Source organism: Pseudomonas sp. WHRI 8519 (genome assembly GCF_040224055.2).
In the GTDB taxonomy this organism is placed as follows: domain Bacteria; phylum Pseudomonadota; class Gammaproteobacteria; order Pseudomonadales; family Pseudomonadaceae; genus Aquipseudomonas; species Aquipseudomonas putida_X.
The window spans coordinates 2,652,405-2,674,468 of record NZ_CP167996.1 but is presented as its reverse complement, the minus strand read 5'-3'; the positions used below and the strand labels follow the sequence as shown (position 1 = coordinate 2,674,468).

The 22,064-nt window shown below is 64.7% G+C and carries 19 protein-coding genes; 4 read left to right on the top strand and 15 right to left on the bottom strand.

From position 1 onward, the window contains the following. Window positions 1-10 precede the first annotated feature (10 nt). The 8 genes from ABRP30_RS12250 to ABRP30_RS12215 form a co-directional block, all read right to left on the bottom strand. A complete protein-coding gene (locus tag ABRP30_RS12250) occupies window positions 11-1,795 on the bottom strand; it encodes a GMC family oxidoreductase (protein ID WP_241806881.1) in 1,785 nt (594 codons plus the stop codon). Window positions 1,796-1,798: 3 nt separating this feature from the next. Beyond that, the gene (locus tag ABRP30_RS12245) at window positions 1,799-2,536 is read right to left on the bottom strand and encodes a gluconate 2-dehydrogenase subunit 3 family protein (RefSeq protein ID WP_267823612.1); all 738 of its coding nucleotides are present in this window, start codon (window positions 2,534-2,536) and stop codon (window positions 1,799-1,801) included. 226 nt (window positions 2,537-2,762) lie between these two features. After that, window positions 2,763-4,046 (bottom strand): OprD family porin, encoded by a 1,284-nt coding sequence (locus ABRP30_RS12240; RefSeq protein ID WP_267823610.1) that lies wholly within the window; start codon window positions 4,044-4,046, stop codon window positions 2,763-2,765. Between the two features lie 34 nt (window positions 4,047-4,080). Further along, complete coding sequence (locus ABRP30_RS12235) at window positions 4,081-5,397, bottom strand: MFS transporter (RefSeq protein WP_349975501.1); 1,317 nt, start codon at window positions 5,395-5,397, stop codon at window positions 4,081-4,083. A gap of 66 nt (window positions 5,398-5,463) precedes the next feature. Next, on the bottom strand, window positions 5,464-5,988 hold the full coding sequence (locus ABRP30_RS12230) for a gamma carbonic anhydrase family protein (protein WP_349975502.1): 525 nt from the start codon (window positions 5,986-5,988) through the stop codon (window positions 5,464-5,466). 2 nt (window positions 5,989-5,990) lie between these two features. After that, window positions 5,991-7,184, bottom strand: a complete 1,194-nt coding sequence (locus tag ABRP30_RS12225) for a CoA transferase (RefSeq protein WP_349975503.1) — start codon at window positions 7,182-7,184, stop codon at window positions 5,991-5,993. An 11-nt stretch (window positions 7,185-7,195) separates the two neighbouring features. Continuing rightward, window positions 7,196-8,104 (bottom strand): hydroxymethylglutaryl-CoA lyase, encoded by a 909-nt coding sequence (locus ABRP30_RS12220; RefSeq protein ID WP_267823602.1) that lies wholly within the window; start codon window positions 8,102-8,104, stop codon window positions 7,196-7,198. A gap of 100 nt (window positions 8,105-8,204) precedes the next feature. Further along, a complete protein-coding gene (locus tag ABRP30_RS12215; RefSeq protein WP_267823600.1) occupies window positions 8,205-9,116 on the bottom strand; it encodes a LysR family transcriptional regulator in 912 nt (303 codons plus the stop codon). 156 nt (window positions 9,117-9,272) lie between these two features. Here ABRP30_RS12215 and ABRP30_RS12210 point away from each other — a divergent pair, with 156 nt between their 5' ends. Next, a complete protein-coding gene (locus ABRP30_RS12210) occupies window positions 9,273-10,124 on the top strand; it encodes a LysR family transcriptional regulator (protein WP_267823598.1) in 852 nt (283 codons plus the stop codon). A 95-nt stretch (window positions 10,125-10,219) separates the two neighbouring features. Further along, the gene (locus ABRP30_RS12205; protein WP_349975504.1) at window positions 10,220-11,215 is read left to right on the top strand and encodes an aldo/keto reductase; all 996 of its coding nucleotides are present in this window, start codon (window positions 10,220-10,222) and stop codon (window positions 11,213-11,215) included. Between the two features lie 63 nt (window positions 11,216-11,278). On the opposite strand, the gene ABRP30_RS12200 is transcribed toward ABRP30_RS12205, so the two are convergent. From ABRP30_RS12200 to ABRP30_RS12170, 7 genes are all read right to left on the bottom strand, one after another. Continuing rightward, entirely contained in the window at window positions 11,279-12,337 is a 1,059-nt protein-coding gene (locus ABRP30_RS12200) for a lipocalin-like domain-containing protein (protein ID WP_349975505.1), read from the bottom strand. Continuing rightward, window positions 12,327-14,786, bottom strand: a complete 2,460-nt coding sequence (locus ABRP30_RS12195; RefSeq protein WP_349975506.1) for an ABC transporter permease — start codon at window positions 14,784-14,786, stop codon at window positions 12,327-12,329. Before ABRP30_RS12195 ends, ABRP30_RS12200 begins: the two co-directional genes overlap by 11 nt. Next, on the bottom strand, window positions 14,786-15,442 hold the full coding sequence (locus tag ABRP30_RS12190; RefSeq protein ID WP_267823590.1) for an ABC transporter ATP-binding protein: 657 nt from the start codon (window positions 15,440-15,442) through the stop codon (window positions 14,786-14,788). The genes ABRP30_RS12195 and ABRP30_RS12190 overlap by 1 nt, the downstream gene beginning before the upstream one ends. A gap of 261 nt (window positions 15,443-15,703) precedes the next feature. After that, window positions 15,704-16,477 carry an IclR family transcriptional regulator gene (locus ABRP30_RS12185; protein WP_267823588.1) on the bottom strand — a complete coding sequence of 258 codons (774 nt, stop codon included), beginning with the start codon at window positions 16,475-16,477 and terminating at the stop codon, window positions 15,704-15,706. A gap of 69 nt (window positions 16,478-16,546) precedes the next feature. Then, window positions 16,547-18,004, bottom strand: coding sequence for an amidase (locus ABRP30_RS12180; RefSeq protein ID WP_267823586.1), 1,458 nt, complete (start codon window positions 18,002-18,004; stop codon window positions 16,547-16,549). Continuing rightward, window positions 18,001-19,311, bottom strand: a complete 1,311-nt coding sequence (locus ABRP30_RS12175; protein WP_349975507.1) for a citrate-proton symporter — start codon at window positions 19,309-19,311, stop codon at window positions 18,001-18,003. Before ABRP30_RS12175 ends, ABRP30_RS12180 begins: the two co-directional genes overlap by 4 nt. 135 nt (window positions 19,312-19,446) lie before the next feature. Further along, window positions 19,447-20,616, bottom strand: a complete 1,170-nt coding sequence (locus tag ABRP30_RS12170) for a M20 aminoacylase family protein (protein ID WP_267823582.1) — start codon at window positions 20,614-20,616, stop codon at window positions 19,447-19,449. Between the two features lie 481 nt (window positions 20,617-21,097). On the opposite strand from ABRP30_RS12170, the gene ABRP30_RS12165 reads away from it, so the two are divergent. Both ABRP30_RS12165 and ABRP30_RS12160 read left to right on the top strand, forming a co-directional pair. Further along, the gene (locus tag ABRP30_RS12165) at window positions 21,098-21,340 is read left to right on the top strand and encodes a hypothetical protein (RefSeq protein WP_349975508.1); all 243 of its coding nucleotides are present in this window, start codon (window positions 21,098-21,100) and stop codon (window positions 21,338-21,340) included. A 164-nt stretch (window positions 21,341-21,504) separates the two neighbouring features. Continuing rightward, the gene (locus ABRP30_RS12160; protein ID WP_241807125.1) at window positions 21,505-21,774 is read left to right on the top strand and encodes a DUF3077 domain-containing protein; all 270 of its coding nucleotides are present in this window, start codon (window positions 21,505-21,507) and stop codon (window positions 21,772-21,774) included. Window positions 21,775-22,064 lie beyond the last annotated feature (290 nt).

Below are 22,064 nucleotides of genomic sequence, written 5' to 3'. Positions count from 1 at the left end.
CCATCGCTCCTCACGCCTGAACCAGCGGGCCGGGGTTTTTCAGGTACTGCTCGCGGATGGCCCGCGCCGACCAGTAGGTCAGTGCCGCCACCAGGCCGGTGGGGTTGTAACCCAGGCCTTGGGGGAACGCCGAAGCCCCCGGGACGAACACGTTGTGCACGTCCCAGCTTTGCAGGTAGCGGTTCAGGGCACTGGTTTTGGGGTCGGTGCCCATGATCGCGCCGCCGTTGAGGTGGGTGGTCTGATAGTTGGCGGTATTGAAGTGCTCCTGGACCTTCTTGCCGAGCACAGCGATCGTTTTCGGGTTCATCGCCTGGGCGATCTTGCTTAGCTTGTCGACCATGAACTGATTCATCTTGATGTCGTTTTCCTGCCAGTCGAAGGTCATGCGCAGCAGCGGCTGGCCATAGGCGTCACGGTAGGTCGGGTCGAGGTCCAGGTAGTTGCCACGGTAAGACTGGTGCGCGCCGTGGGCGTCCATCGACACCTGGTGGGTGTAGTAATCGGCCGTGGCCTTCTTCCAGGCACTGCCCCACGCGGGCGTGCCCGGTGGGTTGGCAACACCGGCAATCGGCCGGCTGCCGGCCTGGTTGACCCACATCGGCGAGCCGCCGACGAAACCGTGCGGCCCATGGTCGAAGTTGTCGGCGTTGAAGTCGTCGATCGCCACACCGTTACCGCCAGCGCCGATGAAGTTGTTGGTGTAGGTGTCCTTGTCGAAGAACGCTTTCACCGTGCCCATATTCTGGTAGGCGAAGTTGCGCCCCACGACCCCTTCGTTCTTGATCGGGTCATAGGGTTTGCCGATGCCCGACAGCAGCATCAGGCGCACGTTGTTGAACTGGAACGCGGCCAGGATGACGATGTCCGCCGGCTGCTCCACTTCCCGCCCCTGGGCATCGATGTAGGTCACGCCGGTAGCCTTGCGCTTGCTGTCGTCCAGGTTCACCCGTAGCACGTGGGCATTGGCCCGCAGCTCGAAATGCGGCACCTGGCGCAGCGCCGGCAGGATGTTCACGTTGGGCGAGGCCTTGGAGTACATGTAGCAGACGTACCCGCTGCAGAAGCCGCAGAAGTTGCACGGCCCCATCTGTGCGCCATACGGGTTAGTGTAGGGGCCCGAGGTGTTGGCCGAAGGCAGGTTGTAGGGCTTGTAGCCCAGGCTGGCGGCGGCCTTCTGGAACAGCTGCGCCGACACCACGTTCTTCTGCGACACCAGCGGGAAGGGGTTTGAGCGGTCCGGTGCATAGGGGTTGCCGCCCTTGCCTTCGCCGACCACCTTGCCGTTCACGGTCCAGGCCTGGCCCGAGGTGCCGAAGACCTTCTCGGCGAAGTCGAAGCAAGGTTCGAGCTCCTCGTAGCTCACGCCAAAGTCCTGGATGGTCATGTCTTCAGGGATGAAGCGTTTGCCGTAGCGCTCTTCGTAGTGGCTGCGCATGCGCAGTTCCATCGGGTCTACACGAAAATGCACGCCGGACCAGTGCAAGCCTGCGCCGCCCACGCCCTTGCCGGGCAGGAAGGCACCGAGCTGGCGGTTGGGCAGCGCGACATCGTGGACGCTGTGGCGGATGGTGACGGTTTCCTTGGAGACATCCACGAACAGCTTCTTGCGCACGCTGTAAGTCAGCTCATCGATGACCTGTGGGTAGCTGCCCTCGGGGTAGGTGTCCTGCATCGGCCCGCGCTCCAGCGCGACCACCTGCAGCCCGGCCTCGGTGAGTTCCTTGGCCATGATGGCGCCCGCCCAGCCGAAACCGACGATCACCGCATCGACCTTCTTCATTGCATTGGCCATGCCTTACGCCCTCTCGCCACGAATCGATACTGCCGGGAAGGGGTAAGGCTCGTTGCGCTCGGCCCAATCCATGAAGTCTGCGCGGGCACCTGGGAAGCCGATTTGCGTCCAGCCGACCATGCCCTTGTTGCCACCGTGAATCGGGTCACAGAAGAACCCCTCGCGGGTGTTCTGCACCAGCAGGCTGAAAAACACCTTTGCCGGCAATTGGTCGAAAACGATCTCACCGGCTTCGATCTTGGCAAGAACCTTGTCTCGGGTAGCGCTATCTTGCTCGGCGAAAGTTTTGCCGCTGGCATTTTTGCACCAGGCGTCCGCAGCGGCGATGCCCAGGCGGTAGATTTGCTGTGGGCTCAGTTGCAGCTGGTAGCCAAGCTCCGGGGCGGCATCGGCCTTGAACGGGCCTTGCATGTACCACTGGGCACCTGTGGCATAGGGGGTGTTCATCTGGCGGTCGATAAATTCGGCGGCGCCTGCTTCGAGTGCGCCGGGGCCCAGCTCGTCAGCGGGGATGATGCGCGACACCGCCGCCTGCACGAAGGCCCATTCCTCAGCGGTGAAGAACGTCGGCTGGTAATGGCCAGCGGGCGGTGTCGCGGGTACCTTCGGTTCGCGGGCCGGCTGGGCCAGCAGTTGGCCGGCACCCAGGCCGGTGCTGGTCGCCACGGTGACCACGGGAATCAGGGTCAACGTTTTGCGCAGGAAGTCCCGGCGCGGGTTGTCGGGGGCATGCTCAGGCATTGCGAGTCCTCATCAGCATAGGGCGGCCTTGGGTTGCGCCGTCTGGGTTTCGGTCAGGGAGAGGCCCTGATAAACCGCCTAATCTAGCTGGTTCGGAAACATTTTGAAACCGGTTTCATATCACTTGCATGGGTCGTGGCCACCCGCGCAGGCGCGCTTGCGTGGGTGGCCACCCAAAGCGAAGAACAAGCCATCCACTCACTAGAGCACACTTGTACTCCACCCATCAAAACTCGACCACATACCCCACGATCACCCGATTTTCATCCGCCGCATCCGCAAAATTCGAGCGCATGCTCGCATTGCGCCAGCGCAGCGAAAGATTCTTCAGCGCCCCCGACTGCACCACATAGGTCACGTCCGTTGTGCGCTCCCACTCCTCCCCTTCACCGCCTCGCGCAGCCAGCGCCCTGCCCTTGGCGCTGGCGATGCGCTGCGGGTCGACCTGATCGCCTTTCACATAGCGCACATTGAACGTGAGTCCAGGTATGCCCAGCGCGGCAAAGTTGTAGTCATAGCGCAACATCCAGGCGCGTTCGTTGGCCAGCGCAAAGGTGCTCACCTGCTGTTCGCTGAACAGATAAGTGTCGGTCCCGCCCACATAGGCGTAGGCCGTATCGCCACTGACCTTCTGATAACCCCCGCTGAGGGTATGGCCGGTGAAGCTGTAACCAAACTGGGTGCTCAAGGTCTGGTTATCCACCTCACCGAGCAACGCCCTTCCCTGCTCCTGGGCATTGAACCAGCGCCATTCGGTGAAGGCTTCACCTGGCCCCACGCCAGTCCTGTACTTGAACCCGGCGTAATCCCGGCGGATCAGGTCATCCAGTTGGCTGGCGTGCAGGCTCAGGGTCAGGTTCTTGATCGGCTGATAATCGGCCCCCAGGTAATACAACCGGGTACTGCTCACTGTGGCCGAATAGGCGCCCTGCTGCGCCATCGCCGTCAGGTCTTCATAATCGGTGGAGTCACGCAGCTTGGTGGCATCTACCTGCAGTAACGTCAGCACCAGGTTGTCGAGGTCCTTGCTCACCAGTTGCGCGCCGTTGAACCATTGTGGGAACAAGCGGCTGTTGTTCGACGCGAGCAACGGCAACTGCGGGCTGAGCGCGCCCACCTGCAGCTCGGTCTGCGACAGCTTCGTCTTGAACGTGGCGACCGCCTTGCTGTAGCTGTCCGCCGCGCGCTTGTCGCTGCCCCGCGGCAGCAGTCCGGTGCCGCTGCGGTTCGGCGATGAATCGAGCTTTACGCCAAGCATCCCGACCGCATCCAGGCCAAACCCCAGCACACCCTGGGTGTAGCCGGACTGCCACTTGAGCATGAAGCCCTGGGCCCATTCGCCACGCCGGGATTGGCTGGCGGCATCACCGTGAAAGTCGCGGTCAAAGTAGAAGTTGCGCAGCTCCAGGCTACCTTTGCCGTCCTCGACAAAGGCAGCCTGCGCGGGTTGCCACGCGCAGCAGAACGCCGCGAGCATCAGCGATGCCCGCACGGAGGTGGAAGTGATCATGAATGTGCCTTGTTATTGTTGTTGTCGGGCAGGTTCAGGCCTTGGGGTTTTTGACGTAACGCATCACCACCAGGCAGGCGAGCAGGATCAGCGGCGCAATGGATAGCATGCCCATGTAGCTGCTACCGGTGAGGTCGTTGATCTGCCCCACCATCACCGGCGCCACGATGCCGCTGAGCTGCCCCACAGAGTTGATCGCCGCCGTGCCGGTGGCGATCGCCAGGCCCGAGAACGTGGACTGCGGGATGGTCCAGAAGATCGGAATGGCGATGAATGTACCTGCCGTGGCCAGTACCAGCGCCGCCATCATCGCCCAGGACGAGTCCGAGAACAGGCACGCCAGCAAGTAGCCGGCCGCGGCCGCCAGCAGGCAATAGACCAGGTAGCGCTTGCGCTCGCCGGTGCGGTCCGAGCGCCGGGTCAGCAGCACCATGCCGACACAGGCTACCGCGTACGGCAGCGCAGACAGCACGCCGACCCACAGCATGTCCTGCACACCCGAGGACTTGATCAGGTGCGGCATCCAGAAGTTCAGGCCATAGGACGCGGATTTCACCACGTAATAGATGAACGCCATGATCGCCACTTCGCGGGTCAGCAGTACCCGCCACAACGACCCCAGCACCGGTTTCTGCGCGCGATGGTCCTGCGCCAGGTTTTCCACCAGCAGGTCTTTTTCTGCACGGCTCAACCAGCGGGCCGACTCGATATCACGGTCGAGCTTGTACAGCACTACGATACCCAGCACTACGCATGGCAGGCCCGACATCAAAAACAGCCAGTGCCAGCCGGCCAGGCCAAGCACGCCGTCCATGGTCCCCAGCAAGAAACCCGCTGCCGGCCCACCCATCGCACCGGCCAGAGGCACTGCGAGGAACCACAGGCCATTCATCTTCGCCAGGTGTCTACGCGGGAACCAGCACGCCAGGTAGAACAGGATCGCCGGCCCGAAACCGGCCTCCATCACACCGATCAGAAAGCGCAGGAAGTACAACGTGTACTGTGTGTAGGCGAACACCAGCGCGGCGGTGGCCAGCCCCCAGGACACCATGATCCGGCAGATCCACGCCGGCGCTCCGTAGCGTTTCAGGCCCAGGCTGCTCGGCACTTCGAACAATACGTAGCCGATGAAGAACATGCTCGCGGCCAGGCCATAGGCAGCGTCGCTCAGGCCAAGCTCAGCCTGCATCTGGGCTTTGGCGAAGCTGATGTTGATGCGGTCGAAGTAGGAAAACAGAAAACAGATGATGGCCAGCGGCATGATGCGCCAGGCCACGCGGCGGTACAGCAGCAGTTCATTGATGTGGCTGTCATTGCGCTCGCGCGCCAGAACACCGGTCAAGGCAACCATGATGGATCTCCGTTCTTGTAATTATTGGAGAGCGGCGGCGCCCTTATGGGCGCCACTGAAGGGCTGTTAGCCAATGCGCACAAGCTTTTCCTTGTAGGCGGCCCCTTTGCGAAGGTAATCGGCTGCGTTGGCATGCATGTGGGCGATAGCGTCAGGCGTCAGCTCGCGCACCACCTTGGCCGGTGCGCCGAGGATCAGGGAATTGTCGGGGAAGACCTTGCCTTCGGTAACGATGGCGCCCGCGCCCACCAGGCAGTTGCGGCCGATGACCGCGCCATTGAGTACCACCGCCTGGATGCCGATCAGTGCACCATCGGCGACCGTGCAGCCATGCAGCATCGCCTGGTGGCCAATGGTGACGCCATTGCCCACGGTCAGTGCGAAGCCTGGGTCGGCATGCAGCACCGCGCCTTCCTGAACATTGCTGTGCTGGCCAATGCGGATTGCAGCGTTGTCGCCGCGCAGCACCGCCTGCGGCCAGACACTGGCACCCTGCTCCAGGGTGACGTCGCCTATCACCGTGGCCTGTTCGGCGACGAAGGTTTCTGGGTGTAGGTTGGGAGTGAGTGTGTCGTAGCGATAGATAGCCATCCTTAGCACCCCTGCTCGTCAGTCTTGAGAACGCCCGCTGCACACAGCTGGGCGATGTGTTGGTCGCTGTAGCCCAGCTCGCGCATGACCTTGTGCGTGTGCTCGCCAATGCGCGGGATCGAGCGGCGCGGTTGCAGGCGCTGGCCATCGAGCGACAGCGGCAGCAACGGCATCGGCGTGCTGCTGCCGTCTTCCAGGACCAGCTCGGCCATGCCGCCGCTTTCTAGCAGGTGCGCATCATCGAACAGTTCTTCAGGGCGCCGGATGGGCGCGAACGGGATGCCGTTGGCCTCCAGCTCGACCGCCAGTTGCTGGGCATCGAGGTTGGCGAACACCTCAGCCAGGTGCGCCAGCAAGCGTGGGCGCTGCAGCACCCGGTCATTGTTGGTGGCCAGCGTCGGGTCATCCCGCAATGCGGCCTGGCCCAGCAGCTGGCACAGCGCGTTCCACTGCCCTTCCCCGGTCGCGGCCACGAACATCTGCTCGCCCCCGGCAAAGGTGAACACGTCGTAGATGGCCCAGGCACTGATGCGGTTGGGCATGGGCGCTGCGGCCTCCCCGGTCACCACATACTGCTGCATGTGCTGGGCGGCCAGCAGTACGCAGTTCTCGTACAGCGCACTTTGTACCTCGCGGCCGCTGCCGGTGCTGTTGCGCTCGTTCAGCGCGGCGAGCACGCCAATGGCGCCGAACATGCCGCCCATGATGTCGTTCACCGAACTGCCCGCGCGCAAGGGCCGGCCCACCGGGCCGGTCATGTAGGCCAGGCCCGCCATCATCTGCACCACTTCGTCCAGCGCCAGGCGGTTGTCGTAAGGGCCACTGAGGAAGCCCTTGTGCGAGGCGTATACCAGCCGGGGGTTGCGCTGGCGCAGCGCGGCGTAGTCGAAACCAAGCTTGTGCATGCGCCCGGGTTTGAAGTTCTCGATGAACACGTCGGCCGTGTCGATCAGCTGCAGCACGGCTTCGCGGCCCTGGGGCGTTTCGACGTCAACGGCGATGCATTGCTTGTTGCGGTTGAAGGTGCGGAAAAAACCCGCCCCCGCACCCAGCAACCGGCGCGTGCCGTCACCGCGGGTAGGCTCGATCTTGATCACTTCGGCGCCAAGGTCACCGAGGATCATGCCGCAGGTGGGGCCCATGACCATGTGCGAAATCTCGACGACACGGATGCCATCCAAGGGGAGTCTGGACATTGCTGTATCCCTTAATAGTTGAGTGGCAGCCCGGCACGGGCGATAGCGCCGTAGAGCGGCTCTTCGGGCAAGGCGTCACGCAGCACCTGGCGTGAGTCGATCAGCGCCTGCAGGTCGATGCCGGTGTCCAGGCCCATGCTCTGCAGCATGAACACCAGGTCTTCGGTGACGGTATTGCCCGAGGCACCCGGCGCGAACGGGCAACCGCCAAGCCCCGCCAGCGACGCGTCCAGCTCGCGGATGCCCTGCTGCACGGCGACCAGGCTGTTGGCCAAGGCCAGGCCACGGGTGTCATGAAAATGCGCGGCGCGCAGCCGCTCGCCGGCGATGGCACGTACGGCCTGGATCACCGTCGCGACCTGGCCGGGGTTGGCGTAACCGGTGGTGTCGCCCAGCGAAACCAGGTCGCAACCGGCCTCGATCACCTGGCGGGTCAAGGCGCACAGGTCGCTCAGCGGCACGTCACCCTGGCGGGTGCAGCCAAAGGCCACCGACATGCCGGCGATCATCTGCACCTCATGCCGGCCCGTCTCATTGCGCAGCTGGCACATGCGCCCCAGCTCCTCGACCATCTCCTGGGGCGTACGGCGGACGTTGGCCAGGCTGTGGGCAGTGCTCACCGACACCGGCGCCACGATACGCTGCGCGCCAGACTCCAGCGCATCCAGGGCGCCGCGCAGGTTGGGGGCCAGTACCGTGACCAGCAAATCGGGGTATGTCAGGGCGTGGGCGACTACCTGTTTGGCGTCGGCCATCTGAGGCAGCAGCCTGGCCGGCACGAACGAGGCGACTTCCATATGGCGTACGCCGGCGGCGTAGGCGCTGTCGATCCATCGCAGCTTCGCGGCGGTCGGCATGACCGTTTGCAGGCTCTGCAGGCCATCACGCAGGCCGACTTCGTTGATTGTTATTGTTGTCATCAGGGGTTCTCTGTCTGAAGCGTGCAGCCAGACTACGAGTACCACGGCAGGCAGAAAAGACGTCTTTCACGGGCTGATCCATCGCCAGCCACGATGGATATCAGGGCAGGCTTTGCCTGGCTGGGGCGCGCAACAACAGGTGGTCCAGCAAGCGCCGCGCCGACAGCGACAGCGAATGCCGGTCGCGCATGCAGATGACGAATTCACCCAGCGCCCAGTCATCGGTCAGCGGGATCACGCGCAAATCGAACAGCGGCGCATAGCGCGCCACGGCCTCCTGCGGGAACACCGCCAGGCCCAGGCCGAACTGCACCAGCCGGTACGCGGCGTCGAACGACGACACATAGGAGCGAAAACGCAGTTCTTTGCCGGTTGCCTCGGCGCTCTTGCGCATGAAGTTGTTCAACGTGGCGAATGCCGAAAGGCCCAGGTGCTCGTAGCCCAGGGTTTCGGCAAAGGCAATGCTGCTGCGCCCTGCCAGCGGGTGGCTGGCGCCGACCACCACGGCCAGGTGGTCCTGACGATAAGGCACGTATTCCAGGTCACCGACTGCCGCAGACTGCCTGCAAATGCCCAGGTCGGCATTGCCCTCAGCCACCCCGCGCACCACATCCGGGCTGAACCGCTCTTCGATGTCTGCCTGGATCAGCGGGTGTTCCAGCATGAAGGCCGACAGCTCCTCAGGCAGAAACTCGATGATCGACGACACATTGGCCAGAACCCGCACATGCCCACGCGCGCCTTCGGCGTATTCGCTCAGCTCGCTGTCCAGGCGCTCCATGGCCCGCGTCAGGCCGCGGGCATGGCGCAACAGCGCAAGCCCTGCCGGGGTTGGTTCGACCCCACGTTTGCTGCGGGTGAACAACGCAGTGCCAAAACGGGCCTCGATATCGGAGATACGCTTGCTGACCGCCGACGGCGCCATGAACGCCCGCTCGCCGGCGCGGGCGATGGTGCCCTCTTCGCAGACCACGATGAACAGGTGCAGTGACAGGTGATCGAGGGGCTGCATGGCAGTGTCCGGGCAGAGGGTGGCAGCCATCCTAGCATCAGTTGAAAACGGCGCTGTTGTCTCTTGGGGTGGGCTTGGCTCGTGTTCGCGGGTGAACGCGTGCCCACAGGTTTACCCAACGGCTTTATCATGGGGCCCCCTTACCTGAGGCCCGCCATGTTCGATTGGGAAGATCTGCGCCATTTCTCTGCCTTCATCAACGAAGGCTCGCTCTCGGCTGCGGCCAAGCAATTGGGCGTCGACCACGCCACTGTGGCCCGGCGCATCGCCGCGCTGGAAGCCGCGCTCAATCTAAAACTGGTCGACCGCCGCCCCAGGGCCTATGTGCTGACCGAGCAGGGCCGCCGCGTGGGCGAATATGCCGAGCAAATGACCCAGTCGTCTTTCGCCCTCGAACACTTCGCCACGGCGGACCAGCAACAGGTTGCAGGCGACGTGGTGCTGGCCGCCCCGCCCGCGCTGCTGGGCAGCATCATCGCCCGGCGCCTGGGCGAGTTGTGCAGCCGTTATCCGCAGCTGCGCCTCAAACTGGTCGGCAGCAAGTCCCGGGCCTCGCTGGCACGGCGCGAGGCTGATATCAGCATCACCTTGGCCAGGCCGAGCGAACCGACGCTGGTGGCCAGCCTGCTCGGCCACCTGGATTACCGCCTGTATGCCGCCCCCGGCTACCTGCGCAGCACCAGCGCGCCACGCTACATCGGCTACGACCAGTCCCAGGCCAAGTCGCCGCAGCAGCAGTGGTTGCTCGCGCAAACCCACCATCAAACCTTTGTCTTGCAAAGCAACGACCTGCGTATCCAGGCCCAGGCGGCGGCCGGCGGCATCGGCATCGCCTGCCTGCCGGCGTTCATGGCCCAGGAGCATGGCCTGCAGGCCATCGGGGAAGAAACACAAACCATGAGCATCGAAATATGGCTGGCCGTGCATGAGGACGTGCGCAATACACCACGCATCAAGGCCGTCACCGACTTTTTGCAGCAACAGGTCAAGCCCCTGCTGCGCTTGTGAATTTCTGCAGAGCTCGCCTGCAGCGATACGGGATTTCCGCAAGGCCATAGCCCCGCTAAGCTTCACCCATCGCAAACGACCACGAGGAGAAGCGGATGCAGTACGTCAAGTTGGGCAACACCGGCCTGGATGTTTCGAAACTGTGCCTGGGCTGCATGACCTTCGGCGAGCCGGGCGCCGGCACCCACCCCTGGACCCTCGGCGAAGACGACAGCCGCCCGATCATCCGCCACGCCGTGGAGCAAGGCATCAACTTCTTCGACACCGCCAACAGCTACTCGGCCGGCACCTCGGAGCTGATCCTGGGCAAGCTGCTGAAGGCGTTCACCCGCCGCGAAGAAACCGTGATCGCCACCAAGGTGTTCTTCCCGGCCAACATGTGGGAAGGCAGCACCCGGCCCAACGAGCAAGGCCTGTCCCGCAAGGCGATCATGGCCAATATCGACGCCAGCCTCACCCGCCTTGGCACCGACTATGTAGACCTCTACCAGATCCACCGCTGGGACTACCACACGCCCATCGAGGAGACCATGGAAGCGCTGCACGATGTGGTCAAAGCCGGCAAGGCGCGCTACATCGGCGCCTCCTCGATGTATGCCTGGCAGTTCGCCAAAGCCCAGCAGGTGGCGACCTGCAACGGCTGGAGCCGCTTCGTGTCGATGCAGAACTACCTCAACCTGATCTACCGCGAGGAAGAGCGCGAAATGATCCCGCTGTGCCTGGACCAGGGCGTGGGCCTGATGCCCTGGAGCCCGATGGCCCGCGGCCGCCTGACCCGCCCGCATGGCCAGCAGACCGAGCGTACCCGTACCGACATTTCCGGCCAGTCGTTCTATGAAAAAACTGAAGTGGAAGACGGTCGGGTGATCGATGTGGTCGAACAGATCGCCGGCGAACGTGGCGTGCCCATGGCGCAGGTGGCGCTGGCCTGGGTCCTGGGCAAGCGAGGGGTTTCGGCGCCGATCGTAGGGGCATCGAAGGTGGCGCACCTCGACGATGCGATTGGCGCACTGCAGTTCGAGCTCAGCGCTGAGGAAGTGGAGCGCCTGCAAGCCCCGTACGTGCCACATGCGGTGACGGGCTTCAAGTAGGCCTGTGAAGTACCACCTGTGGCAATCCGATGCCCGCACAGCACTGCGCTGCCTGTGCGGGCCTCAGTAACCCGTCATCTCCAGATACCCACGGCCCTTCTCGCCCACACGTACCGGGCCCTCCCAATAAGGGAAGCGTGTGCCCATCCAGGCCTTGGGCTCTAGCGCATCCACCTCGACATCCACCTGCACCGCTGGCACTTTCACCCGCCAGCGGGTGGGCACCTGTTTGCCATTGTCTTGCCGCGTCCAGGCCAGCGGTGCCAATTCGATCTGCCCGCCCTGCAGCGCCCGTACCTGCCCCTGGGCATCGACCCAGGTGCCCGCGCGGTAAGGCGGCCCTTGATCCTCGCGTACCTGGAACAGCATCAGCTTGGCGCCCGTATCCAGGTGCAGGGAAAACCAGTCCCAGCCACTTTGCCCGGCGGCCAACGGCTGGCTGCTCCATTCCCGGTCAAGCCAGGCCTGCCCTGTGACGGCGACACGCTGCCCCGCTCGCTCGACCTCTCCACTGACCCTGTAGAACGGCTGACTGTAGTAGTACGACGCCTGGCCCTTGCCGGATTTTTCGCTGTAGCCCTGCACCCCGTGCAGCAGCAGCGGCTGATCGCTGGTGAGGGCCAGGTCATAGCCAAACCCCTCCCCGCTGGCACGCATCTGCAGGCGCTCGACACCGGGCTTGCCCAGCAGCGACCAGTCGTTGATCCACGCCCGGAACGGTTGCGCCTCGACGCCAGCCTGGCCGATGCCACCGCGCGCCAGGGTTTCACTGACCTGATGGCCGCCCGGGCCGGTCAGCGCGGCGTGGCCCATCCACAGGTTGGGGCTGTTCCAGTTCCAAGTCTCAGGCCCGGGCCGCAAGGCCGAGCGGAACAACGTCCATTGCACGCCCCAGTCACGGCCCTGGGCATCGCGCAGGTTGGCGGTGACGTACCACCATTCGATACGAAAGCCCTCGTGCGTGCCATGGTCACGGGGGAATGCCAGCGCATGCCCCGGTACCACCTGGCTGAACGCCGCCGCATCCTCACCCAGGCCCGCAAAGCTCTTGGCTGCTGGCGCAGGCGGGTCGCAGCCGGCCAGCAGCAGGCATGCCATCAACAGCCACGTTTCAGCTTTCATCGGCAAATTGCCTCAACAGTGCGCTTGGCTGGCTGCGTGCCAGCTGCCATAACGGCCAGGCGCTGGCCAGCAGGCTGGTCAACAGACCTAATACCGCCAGTTGCACCAGCTGCCCGGTAAATACATGCCAAGGCAACCGCCAACCGAACGCCTGCACGTTCACCACCGCCACCAGGCACCAGGCCAGCAGCAGGCCCAGGGGTATCGCCAGCAGCACGGTGAAGCAACTGAGCATCAGCGTTTGCCCCAGGCTCAGCCAGGCCAGCCAGCGCCGTGGCACACCCAACGCCCACAACGGCGCCAACTGCCCCAGGCGGCGCTGGCTCAAGGTCAGCTGGCTGATGAACAACGCAACGCCGGCAACCCCTAGCGTCAGGCTGTTCAATGCCGCGGTGACCGCGAAGGTGCGGCTGAACACCTCGCTCGACCAGGCTTTGAGGCGGGCCTGCTCCACCACCTGATTGTCATCCAGGGCATAGCGTCGTTGCAGTTCATCCTTCAGTGCAGCTACCCGTTCAGGCGGTACCAGCAGGCTCAAGCCGGCCAGGCTGGCCGCTGGTGCATGCCTGCGCAACCAGTCAGCGTTGACCAGCACATGGCCCTTGGGGTTGCCATAGTCGGCATAAATGCCCACCACGGCCATGGCCTGCGGTGGCTCGCCAGGCAACTGCAGGGCCTGCCCTACAGCCAGGCCAAGGCGACGGGCCAGCTGCTCGCTGAGCATCGCACCACGGCCGTCGGCCAGCGCCTGCCAGGCGCCCGGCGCCTGCTGCAGCAATGGCCAGTGCTGACGGTAGAAGCGGTGATCATCCACCCCCTGTACCTGCACCGGCCACTGCTGCAGGCGCCAGTCCACCCGCCAGCTGGGCAGCACCGCGCTGACGGTACGGTCTGCCCGCAAGCGCGCGTAGATCTGCTGCGCCTGCGCGCTGTCGCGGGGCGTGACGTACACATCGGCGGCCAGGCGCTGGTCCAGCCAGCCGATGAAGGTGCGGCGAAAGCCTTCGGTCATGCCGCCGACCCCGACACTGGCGGCCAAGGCCAGCAACAGCGCCATCAGTGCCAGGCTCAAGGCCGGCAGTTGCTGGCGGCTGTCGGCAACGAACCACTGCGCCAGCGGGCGCTTGCACACCCGCGCCAGGCCGCCGAGCAAAAGCGCCAGCAACCCCGGCAACAACAGCGCCGCCGCCAGCAGCAAAGCGGCCAGCATGCCAAACGCACTGGGCAGCCCCTGACCCAGGTAGCCGCAGCCCGCCGCCACCATCAGCAGCACGGCGCCAGCGCCACCCTGGCGCCGCAACCAAGGCACTTGCGCCAGGCGCCAGGCCTGGGGCTGCGCCAAGGCCAGCAATGGCAGACGCGCCGCACGCAGCAGGCTGTCGAGCCCCGCCAGCAGTGCGCCGAACAAGCTGACGGCAATGCCTGCCAGCCACCAGTGCGCCGGCAAGTGCAATTGCCCTGCCACCTGGGCCCCATAAAGCCCGCGCAGGCTGGAGGCGAAATCAGGCAGCATCAGCGCGGCCAGCAGGTAGCCTGCAGCCACGCCCGCCACACCACCCAGCAGCGCAAACAACCCCAGCTCCAAGGCGAGCGCTGTCAACAGCACCTTCAGGCTCACACCGCATGCGCGCAAGGTGCGGATCAACCCGCGGCGCTGCTCCAGCGCTAGCCCGATGGCAGCATGGGCAATGAATAACCCCACCACGAAGGCCAGCAGGCCGAGGGCGGTGAGGTTCAGGTGAAAGCTGGCGGTCAGCCGCTGCAGGTCGGCATCGTCGCCGGGCGGCTGCAGCTTCAGGCTGGCCGCGATGTCACTCGGCAGTGGCCGGTCACTGTCGCTGAGCAGCCACGACAATTGCCCGGGGGCATCGAGCAAGGCCTGCGCCTGGCCGATGTCGACCACCACTACACCCGGTGCCAGCTGCGCGTGCAAGGTAAGCGGCGGCAGTACCTGCCCGTCCACCGTGCTGACCTGATCGCCGGGCTGGCGGCCCAGCTGGCGCAGCGTGTCCGGGCCTACCCACGCTTGCCCCGGCGTGCCCACGAACGCCTGTAAGTCAAAATTCTGCACATCGGCACCGGCCACGGCCATGCCCGGCAACAGGCCAAGCGGCTCGATGCCGATCAGCCGCAACGCGACCTGCTGCTGCCCCGCCAGGCGCAGGCGCCCTTCCAGCACGGGCGTCACCGGCCAGCCCAGCCTGCGCAATTGCACATACAACGCCTGGTCGAAACGCTGCCCCGAGCGTGCTACCAGTTGTGGGCGGGCAGGCCCGGCAAGCACCGCACTGGCTTGTGCGTAGTCGTTACGGGCCTGGGTGTTGAGCGCCTGAACGCCGCTCCACAGCGCCGTGGCCAGCCACAGCCCGGTGAAGATGCTGATGCACTGCAGCCGGTGGCGCCACCAATGGCTGCACAGGGCCTGCAAGGTGGTCCGCAAACTGATCATCACCCCTGCACCCGGCCCATCTGCAGCATGCAGCGGCGCTGCAGCCTGGCGGCCAGGCGCTGGCTGTGGGTCACCATCAGCACGCTGCTACCCGCCTCGTTCACCAGTTGCAGCAGCAGCGCCAACACTTCATCGCTGCTGGCCTCGTCAAGGCTGCCGGTGGGCTCGTCAGCCAGCAGAAGTAACGGCCGGCTGGCCAGCGCGCGGCCGATGGCAACGCGCTGCTGCTGCCCGCCAGACAGTTGCTCCGGGTAGCGTTGCAGCAATGGGGCCAGCCCCAACCGGCGGGCCAAGTGGGTCACCCAGGCCGGGTCATGGCGCCCCGCCAGGCGCGCTTGGAAGGCCAGGTTGGCCGCCACGTCCAGGCTGCTGATGAGGTTGTACTGCTGGAACACCAGGCCGATGCTCTCGCGCCGCCAGCGTGCCAAGGCCGCTTCGCCGCGGTTGTCCAGTGGTTGGCCATCGATCAGGATGCGCCCGCTGTCGGCGCGGTCCAGGCCCGCCAGCAGGTGCAGCAAGGTGCTCTTGCCGCTGCCCGACTCGCCCATCAGGGCCAGGCTGCTGCCACGGTCCAGCGACAGGTCCACCCCGCGCAGCACCTCCAGAGGGCCTTGGGCGGTGGCGAATGACTTGCGCAGGTTTTCGACGACCAACATTAGCTTGGGACCTTGTTTGGGGGGCAACAGTAGGCATAGCTGCAAACGCCGCTTTGGGGCAACTGTTTGCACTGTTTTCACTGGCCTCATCGCCGGCAAGCCGGCTCCCACAGGGACCGCGCAGTGCTTGAGCTCTGTGCTGTACCTGGACTGCCCAGGGCATTGGATGGGTGTCCAGATTCCTGAACCCAGCCCAGGTCCCTGTGGCCGGCTTGCCGGCGATGAGGCCAGCTTGCCGGCGGTGAGGCCGGAACAGCCGCCTCAGTTCAGCAACGCGTGCTGTACCTGCCCCACCGTCGCCGCCAAGCTGTTCAGGTGCAAGCTCTGCACCCGCTCCACCGGTGCCAGGTCCAGCGGCCAGTGCAGCGCGATGCTGCCCACCAGCCGCCCCTCCACCCGCACCGGCAGGGCAATCGCCCGGATCAGGAACGGCAAGCGCACCGGGTATTCCCAGAACCCTTCGGTGCGCTGGCCAAAGCCGTTGTGCCCATCAGCCTCGATATCGCGCAACAGCGCCTCATCGCGCACCCGCTCATGCGCCGCCAGGCGCTGTACCTCATCCGGCGCCAGCTCCTTCAGGCACGCCCGGCCCATGGCCGAGTGAAACAAGCTGGCATGGTGCCCAACGAGCTGGCAGGTGTGCGGGTAGCGTTTGCGCAGCACCTGCGCAATGGCGCTTTCCATCACCTCCAGCCGTTCGCCGTCAAAAGAAGAAAGGTCCGCCACCAGCCCGGTGCGCTCGCTCAGCTCCAACAACAGCGGCGCGGCGCGTTCCACCAGTGTGCGCTTGAAGCGCAGCTGGCGGTCGCCAAACAGGCGCCGGGCACACAAGCGGTAACGGCGGTCGCTCAGGCCACGGTAGACCCAGCCCTGCTCCTGCAAGGTGGCGAGCATGCGCGATACCGTGGCTTTGGGCAGTGCCGTCAGGTAATGCAGCTCTTCGAGCCCCAGCGCGTGGTGTTCACCAAGCAGTTCGACAATCGCCAGTGCCCGCTCCACCGAGCGCACGCCCCCGCTGTCTGCGGTAATACCCATGGGTTCGACCTCCGTGTCTGTGCGTGGATGGTCATCATGCCCAGCAAGATACGGGCCTGCCCAGGGCTTTCAGCGCACCTGCAGGCACCCAGGCGGCTGCCGCGCTACCCAGCGGGTCAGTTGTTCGTGGGCATAGGCCAGTTGCAGCACGGCATGGTCCGCCTGGGCCGGGCCTATGATCTGCAGGCCCATCGGCAGCCCGGCGGCGTTGAACCCCACCGGCACGCTCATGCTCGGCAGGCCGGCCAAAGTCGGGCCAATCACCACCTCCATCCAGCGGTGGTAGGTGTCCATCGCCTGCCCGCCAACCACCTTGGGCCACGGCTCGGCTGCATCGAAAGGGAACACTTGGGCAGCCGGCAACAGCAAATAATCGTAACGCTCGAACAACTTGCCCAGCGCCAGGTACCACGCGCTGCGGTCCAGCGAAGCCTGGTAGACGTCCGCCGCGGTCAGGCGCAGGCCGCCCTCCACTTCCCACTGCGCCTCAGGCTTGAGCTGTGCACGCTTGCCTGGGTCGGCATACGCCGCGCCCAGGTTGCCGTGCACCAGGAAGTGGCGAAGGGTGAGCCAGCATTGCCATAAACGCCCCGGGTCAAACCCTGGCTGGCACGCCTCGACCTCGCAGCCCAGCTCGGCGAAGTCTGCCAAGGCCGCCTGACACAGGTCCATCACCCCCTCGTCCATCGGCAGGTAGCCGTCAAAGTTGCCCAGCCAGCCCACCCGCACCCCTTTGAAATCGCGCTGCAACCCGGCGGCAAAGTCACGCGGGCCGTCACTGAGCGACAGCGGCGCGCGCGGGTCGTGCCCGGCCTGCACCGACAGCAAGCGCGCCACGTCCGTCACCGTGCGCCCCATCGGCCCCTCGGTGGCCAACTGCTGCACGAACAGCTCCGGCGTTGGCCCGTAAGGCACCCGCCCTTGCGAAGGGCGCAGGCCGAACACGTTGTTGAACGCGGCCGGGTTGCGCAGCGAGCCCATCATGTCGCTGCCGTCAGCCACCGGCAGCAGGCGCATGGCCAACGCCGCCGCGGCGCCGCCACTGCTGCCGCCGGCCACACGGCGGTGGTCATAGGCATTGGTGGTGGTGCCGAACAACGTGTTGTAGCTCTGCGAGCCGAGGCCGAATTCCGGCACATTGCTTTTGCCGACAATGATCGCCCCGCTCGCCCGCACCCGCGCCACGCTGATGGCGTCATGCGCCGGCACTTGCTCGGCAAACAGCGGCGAGCCAAGCGTCGTGCGCAGCCCCGCCGTGGCGGCCAGGTCCTTGACCGCCTGCGGCATACCATGCATCCAGCCGCGCGACTGGCCGGCGGCCAATTCGCGGTCACGCACCTCGGCCTCGGCCAGCAGCACCGCGCCCTCGCGCAGCGACACCAGCGCATTGACCTGTGGGTTGAAGCGCTCGATGTGGCCCAGGTAGGCCTGCATCACTTCACGGCACGACACCTGGCGCGCGTGGATCGCCTCGGACAGCGCCTGGGCATCCAGGGCAACGATCGGGTCAATGGCTAACGGGTTCACGGTTTCACTCCAAAGTTGAAAGCGGCAGCTTTGCCAGCGCGAGGGGCTTCTTTCAGGCAGTAGGTGCCCAGCAGAGTCAACAAGCAAGCGAACAGCACATAGAACGACGGCGCCACCGGGGTGCCCAGCACCTTGCTCAGCCACGTGACGATCAACGGCGCGAAGCCGCCGAACACCATCACCGCCACGTTATAGGCCACCGACACCCCGGTGGAGCGCACCTCGATCGGGAACTGCTCGGCCAAGGCGGTGGGCGCCGGCCCGAAGAAGCCGCCGATGGCGGTACACAGCAGCAGTTGCATCACCAGCAGGCGCTCGATCGACGGCGCTGCGGCTACCCACACGTACAGCGGGTACACCATCACGAAAAATGCCAAGGTAAAGGCCATCAGCACCGGGCGCCGGCCAAGCCGGTCCGACAGTGCTCCGGCCAGGGGGATGACCACGGTCATCAGGCCCACGGCCAGCATCTGCACCAGCAGCACCTGGTCCAGTGGCAGGCCAAGGTTTTTGTGGGCGAAGGTGGGCATGTTCACCAGCACCACGTAAAACGACACGGTCGCCCCACAGGCCAGCCCCATCGACACCAGCAAGCTGCGCCGATGCTCGCGCAGCACCTGCCACAAGCTCGGCGCCTGGCCCTTGGCCTGCTTGCGCGCTTCGAGGAACGCCTCGGGCTCTTCCATGTGCTTGCGAATCCACAGCCCCACCGGCCCGATCAGCAAGCCGATCACGAACGGAATTCGCCAGCCCCAGCTGTCCAACGCCTCGGGTGTGCACAAGTGGGTCACCAGCGCGACCATGGCCGCGCCCGAAAACACCGCCAGGCACTGCCCTACCAGTTGCCACGAACCATACAACCCCTTGCGGTGGGCCGGTGCGCTTTCTACCAGAAACGCCGTGGCACTGGCGTACTCCCCGCCCGTGGCAAAGCCCTGCAGCATGCGCGCCACCACGATCAACAGCGGCGCGCCCATGCCAATGGCCAGGTAGCTGGGCGCAAAGGCGATCATGGCGATGGACACTGTCATCAGTCGGATGATCAGTTGCATCGCCGCCTTGCGCCCTTTGCGGTCGGAATAGATACCCAGCAGCACCCCGCCCACCGGCCGCATGAAAAAGCCCACGCCGAAGGTGGCCAAGGCCATCAGCAGCGAGGCGTACTCGTCGTCGGAGGGAAAGAACTGGCGGGCGATGATGCTGGCCAGAAAGCCGTACACGATAAAGTCATACCACTCCAGGGCGTTACCGATGACCGCCGCGACCACTTGCCGGGTACGCGACGCGCCTGTTTGCGAAGTCTGCATGCGGGACACTCCATCAATCTGTTGGCCAGAAACGGCGGCGAACGGCGAGCTGCAAGCTGCAAGCTGCAAGCTGCAAGCAGAAGCGGGCCATGCGCGGCCTTTACTTGCAGCTCGAAGCTCGAAGCTTGAAGCTGCCTAGTTGAGCCAGCGCTCGGTGAGGGCGCCCCAGTAGGCGGCACCGGTCAGCAGGATGTCGTCGTTGAAGTCGTAGGCAGGGTTGTGCACCATCGGGCGCTGTACGCCGTTGCCGATGAACAGGTAGGCGCCGGGGCAGCGTTGCAGCATCCAGGCGAAGTCTTCGCTGCCCATCAGCTTGCGGGTGTTGCCATCCACCGCCTCGGCGCCGAGCAGCTCGACGCCGACCTGGTGGGCAAAGGCGTTTTCGTCGGGGTGGTTGACCAGCACCGGGTACGCCGGGCGGTGTTCGATGCGGGCGCTGCAGCCATAGCTTTGGGCCTGGCTGACGATGATCGCCTGCACCCGCTCCAAGGTCTGCGCCCGCACCTCGGCGTTCAGCGCACGCAAGCTCAACCGCAGCAGCGCCTGCTGCGGGATCACGTTGGCCGCCTCGCCTGCCTGCAGGGCGCCCACGGTTACCACCGCCGCCTCCTGCGCATCGATATTGCGCGCCACCACGGTTTGCAGCGCCATCACCACACTGGCTGCCGCCACCAATGGGTCGACCGTCAGGTGCGGCATGGAGCCATGCCCGCCGACGCCTTCGATGGTCACGGTCAGCAGGTCCTGCGAAGCCATCATCGGCCCTTCACGAAAACCCAGGTGCCCCGCCGGCAGCCCCGGCATGTTGTGCATGCCGAACAGCGCATCACACGGGAAGCGCTCCAGCAGCCCATCGGCCAGCATCGCCTCGGCCCCGCCCTGGCCCTCCTCGGCCGGCTGGAAAATCAGCGTCAGCGTGCCGTCGAACTGGCGCGTGGCCGCCAGGTAGCGAGCCGCGCCGAGCAGCATGGTGGTGTGGCCGTCATGGCCGCAGGCGTGCATGCAGCCCTGGTGACGGCTGGTGTATTCAGCGCCGGTGGTTTCTACGATAGGCAGTGCGTCCATATCGGCACGCAGGCCCAGTTTGCGTGGGCTGCTGCCATTGCGCAGCACGCCGACCACACCGGTTTTGCCGATGCCGGTGTGCACTTCGTAGCCCCACTCCTGGAGCAGTTGCGCGACCAGGGCCGCGGTGCGGCTTTCTTCAAAACCGAGTTCGGGGTGGGCATGGATATCGTGGCGGATGGCGCGCAGGTCGCTGGCTACGTCGGTGAGCCAGGCCAGGATGTGCTGGTGCTGCTGCATGGGGAATCTCCTCGCGCGGGTGGGTCCCGTTCTTGTTGTTCGCTTTGAGGTCACGACGGTTGAGGCAGGTCGTGGTTGCGAACAGATAAGCGCGAGTGGGGCGGGAGCACAATTGAATGTGGTTTCACGTGGTGGAACATCACGGTGGCGGGGATGTTTTCCTACGGAAAACGGCTGAAAGAATCAGATTAATTCCCTTTGTTGTAGTCCATTTCCCAAAGATAATGCGTGCACCTGTTTTTCGTTGCATGCGCTAAACGTGGGTCATAGTCTCGGCCGGTCGCTGCCAATCGGCGATACGGTTTTGACAGACCGTGAGTCACTGAGAGCATGTGCAATGCCTGTTATGGCAGCTGTACGTGGGGCACCTCTGTGTGCGCCGGGATTCTCAGTGCCCTCGGTCTGTCAACCCACGAACAGCTGCCACCCTTTCCGTTTGACAGCGGATTTGCGGCAGCCCTGCAGGCACTGAGAGGGTTTTATGCTGAAGATAGTCCCCGACCCACCCCACACTCCCCACACCCTGGAAGACACACTCATGATGGCTGCGGACTACGCACTCTGTGCCGAGGCCGTCGCCCAGCAGGCGATGATGATGCACCCCAAATCGCCCTGCTCCTTGTTGATCATGACCTCCATGCACGAGCTCGAAACCTTGCGCAAGCTGCTTGAGGTGGCCTTGGTGCAAGTGCAAATGCCGACAGAGCCGAGAACGCTTCACTAAGCCGCATCATGTCAGGCCTGTTCTGGCGTTTTCAAAGGCTAACCACTCGCACGGCGCCGCCCCTGAGGTTGTAGACGACCCTTAGGCGCGTGGTGAACCCGTGTGGGCCCGGCTTGCCGGCGAAAGGGCCAGCCCAGGCACCCGCATTTTCAGGGAGCTAGCCAATGCCAAAAGACGGCACAAACGAATACACCACACCCGGCAAAACCATGTTCTACCAGGCTGAGGGCCAAACCCGCCCGCTGTTCTGCATCGCCCCAGGTATCCCCTGCCAGGATGCCAGGGAGCAAGCCTCGGAGCTGATGGGTTGCGTGCGCGATCTGACCATCACCGGGGTGATGGATGAAAATCCGCAACTGATCTGGGCGTCCTACTACCTGAGCGCGCTGGCCAAGGCGCTTCTGGATGATGCTGAGCTCGGGATGCGTCGTTAGGTAGTCAATCTGCAGGCTGGCCTTTTCGTGTGGCAGATTTTGATGGGCCGGCTGTGTAGTTATCGAACGAGGCTTGGGATGCGGCCACCGATCTCTTATCGAAGCCCATGGCCGGGGCGACTCAATGGCGTGTCTGGGTGCTCTGCTTGGGGATAACGACCTTGAGATCAAAGGGACGCCCAACGTTACCCCGTTGACAATATCCGACAATTGACCGAACCCATCGACACGAGCGACCTTGAGCGCTATAGAATGACGTTATCAATAGTTTTACTGAAGCGCTTATTGCG

Excerpts from the sequence above, each read along its gene's own strand:
- ABRP30_RS12235 (WP_349975501.1), bottom strand. The coding sequence starts at position 5,397 with ATGGTTGCCTTGACCGGTGTTCTGGCGCGCGAGCGCAATGACAGCCAC.
- ABRP30_RS12165 (WP_349975508.1), top strand. The coding sequence starts at position 21,098 with ATGCTGAAGATAGTCCCCGACCCACCCCACACTCCCCACACCCTGGAA.
- ABRP30_RS12210 (WP_267823598.1), top strand. The coding sequence starts at position 9,273 with ATGTTCGATTGGGAAGATCTGCGCCATTTCTCTGCCTTCATCAACGAA.
- ABRP30_RS12250 (WP_241806881.1), bottom strand. The coding sequence starts at position 1,795 with ATGGCCAATGCAATGAAGAAGGTCGATGCGGTGATCGTCGGTTTCGGC.
- ABRP30_RS12190 (WP_267823590.1), bottom strand. The coding sequence starts at position 15,442 with ATGTTGGTCGTCGAAAACCTGCGCAAGTCATTCGCCACCGCCCAAGGC.
- ABRP30_RS12245 (WP_267823612.1), bottom strand. The coding sequence starts at position 2,536 with ATGCCTGAGCATGCCCCCGACAACCCGCGCCGGGACTTCCTGCGCAAA.
- ABRP30_RS12225 (WP_349975503.1), bottom strand. The coding sequence starts at position 7,184 with ATGTCCAGACTCCCCTTGGATGGCATCCGTGTCGTCGAGATTTCGCAC.
- ABRP30_RS12230 (WP_349975502.1), bottom strand. The coding sequence starts at position 5,988 with ATGGCTATCTATCGCTACGACACACTCACTCCCAACCTACACCCAGAA.
- ABRP30_RS12200 (WP_349975505.1), bottom strand. The coding sequence starts at position 12,337 with ATGAAAGCTGAAACGTGGCTGTTGATGGCATGCCTGCTGCTGGCCGGC.
- ABRP30_RS12205 (WP_349975504.1), top strand. The coding sequence starts at position 10,220 with ATGCAGTACGTCAAGTTGGGCAACACCGGCCTGGATGTTTCGAAACTG.
- ABRP30_RS12215 (WP_267823600.1), bottom strand. The coding sequence starts at position 9,116 with ATGCAGCCCCTCGATCACCTGTCACTGCACCTGTTCATCGTGGTCTGC.
- ABRP30_RS12175 (WP_349975507.1), bottom strand. The coding sequence starts at position 19,311 with ATGCAGACTTCGCAAACAGGCGCGTCGCGTACCCGGCAAGTGGTCGCG.
- ABRP30_RS12220 (WP_267823602.1), bottom strand. The coding sequence starts at position 8,104 with ATGACAACAATAACAATCAACGAAGTCGGCCTGCGTGATGGCCTGCAG.
- ABRP30_RS12240 (WP_267823610.1), bottom strand. The coding sequence starts at position 4,046 with ATGATCACTTCCACCTCCGTGCGGGCATCGCTGATGCTCGCGGCGTTC.
- ABRP30_RS12160 (WP_241807125.1), top strand. The coding sequence starts at position 21,505 with ATGCCAAAAGACGGCACAAACGAATACACCACACCCGGCAAAACCATG.
- ABRP30_RS12185 (WP_267823588.1), bottom strand. The coding sequence starts at position 16,477 with ATGGGTATTACCGCAGACAGCGGGGGCGTGCGCTCGGTGGAGCGGGCA.
- ABRP30_RS12195 (WP_349975506.1), bottom strand. The coding sequence starts at position 14,786 with ATGATCAGTTTGCGGACCACCTTGCAGGCCCTGTGCAGCCATTGGTGG.
- ABRP30_RS12170 (WP_267823582.1), bottom strand. The coding sequence starts at position 20,616 with ATGCAGCAGCACCAGCACATCCTGGCCTGGCTCACCGACGTAGCCAGC.